We start from the raw sequence: 2149 nt of genomic DNA, 5'->3' as shown, positions 1-2149 counted from the left end.
CTCCTGCCGGCCCGGCCCTCCGCCCTCGGCCTGGGGGTGCGCCGCCTCGATCTCCGTGGTGGGCCGTGCCGTCGGCACACCCGCCGAAGTCTCCTCGGGGCCGTAGGGTGCGTCGGAACCCGGCAGCTGCGAGGTCGGCGGTTCGTAGGGCCCGGTGGGCCCCGTCTCGACCGCCGGGGCCCCGTAAAGGCTCGCGTCGTCGTCGGGCTGCGGCACGGGGGCGTACCCGCACAGCGCCTCCTCGGCGGCACCGGCCGCCAGCCCGGTCAGCACCACTCGGCCGTCGTCGCAGACCAGGACGGTGCGTGCGGTGATGTTGCGGTGGGTCCAGCCGTGCGCGTGCAGCACCCGGACCGCTGTGAGCACGTCGGAGCCGATCTCGGCGGCCCGGTACGGGTTCAGCGGGCGCTCGGCGAGGAGCGCGGCGAGTGGCCGGGCGGCGACGAGCTCGCTCACTATCCACAGGGAACCCGCCTCGGCGAACACGTCGAAGACCTGGTCCAGCCGCGGGTGGTCGGGCACCTGGGCGGCCGCCTGCGCGGCCTCGATCGCCCGCCGGACCGCGGGGTCCGTGGGCCGCCGCACGGCCCGCCCGGCACCCCGCCTGGCCGCCCCGGGCGACCCGTCGGCGTCGACGACCTCCGCGTCCACGACTTCCGGCAACGGCACCTGGCGGACGAGGACTTCCTGCCCGCTGTACGTGTCGAACGCCCTGGTCTCGACCAGTTCGTACGCATCGGAGGGGGGCAGCGGAAGGCGGTAGCGGTCGGCAAGTACCCGACCCGCGTAGTCGTCCACGACGCCTCCCCAGAGCGCACGGTCTCCCGGTCACCGAGACCGCCTCAGTTCATCAACCCGTCAAGTACGGTCACTTCTCGCGCAATTGACCGGAAATCCCGGCTGCGTACGGTCCATGGCCTCTCACGATACGTGGCAAGCGGCCGCCACGCGGGTGGGACGGGCCAACCCGGCCGCCGGTCCGCCCGGCCGGGCACCGGCCCGTCAGTCGGTGGGCGCGAAGGTGGCGAACGCCGTCTCCCGCAGCGTCCGGCACTCCGCGCCGTCCCACTCGCTCTGCTTGCAGCTGATCATGATGGAGTATCCGTGGCTGGCGTCGGCCTTGAAGCCCCGGTTGAGGACCTGGACCCGCATGCCGTCCTGGACACGTGAGAACTCCCAGTCGGCGACCGTCGGGTAGCCGTTGTACTCCACCGGCTTGATGCGGATGTGCTTGTAGCCGCTGCTGAGCCCCCTGACGGAGGACACGGCTGCCTTCCACGCATCGGCGGCGTCGTCCTTCGGGGAGGGGCTGTAGTCCACCTGGAGGCGCGGGAAGCCACCGCCGGCGTTGTAGATGGCACCCGAGTTCTGCCCCGCTATCTTGTCGAACGTGAAGCTCTCGGGCATCCCGACGGAGAAGTGGAACTGCTTGTTGGCGACCTTCTTGTAGCCCGCGGGCAGCGTGCCCTTGGCCGGGGCCTCACCCCCGGGGGTGGGTGAGGGACTGCCGGACGACTGTCCCTCGCCCCCTCCCTGGCTGCCCTTCGCGCCGTCGCCCTCATCGCCGGAGCCACCGGTCTTCTCGCTGCCCGTGTCCTTGCCGGACCCCTTGCCGGTGTCCGCGCCGCCACCGGACGCCGCCCCGGCCGACGCGTTGGTGCCGCCGTCGCCCTTGCCGCCCTGGTCGCCCTCACCGTCGTCGCCGAGGGTGATCGCCAGGACCGTGCCCAGCACGGCCAGTACGACGACACCGGCGATGACCGCCAGCGTGCGGCGCGGCACGACGTCCGTGATCGAGGCACGCGCCTGGGCGGGCGGTCCGGCCGGCCGCGGCGATGCGCCCGGGCCGGCGGCGGATGCCACCGAGGTCTTCGCGTTCCGCACGGAGCTCAGCGCGCCGCGGAGCCGCTCCCGTGTGCTCTCCCCGAGCCCGGGTCCGGTCGCTGCGGAGGAAGAAGCCGGGGCAACGGCGGGAGCCGAGGGGGTACGGGCGGAAGTGCCGGAGCCCGTCGCCGTCCCCGGCGGAGGGGTGACGGCGTCACCGGCCGCGCCGGCGCCCGCAGCAGGACGCGCGCCGGGCGCGGAGGAGGCGCCTCCGGCCCCCGCGACGGCGCCGGCCGCACCCGCGGCACCCACCGCGCCCGCAGCG

The 2149-nt window shown here is 74.2% G+C and carries 1 protein-coding gene and 1 pseudogene; both read right to left on the bottom strand.

Going from position 1 to position 2149, the window contains the following annotated elements; all coding sequences use genetic code 11:
- Positions 1-798, bottom strand: a 798-nt coding sequence (locus ABZ371_RS32020; protein ID WP_358686323.1) for a protein kinase, incomplete at its 3' end; no start/stop codon positions are given.
- A gap of 204 nt (positions 799-1002) precedes the next feature.
- Positions 1003-2149 (bottom strand): annotated as a pseudogene (locus ABZ371_RS32015) (serine/threonine protein kinase); the annotation flags it as partial.

The organism is Streptomyces sp. NPDC005899 (assembly GCF_040629645.1).
GTDB lineage: Bacteria > Actinomycetota > Actinomycetes > Streptomycetales > Streptomycetaceae > Streptomyces.
Note: the sequence above shows the minus strand (reverse complement) of the source record. Positions and strands in the feature narration are given on the sequence as shown.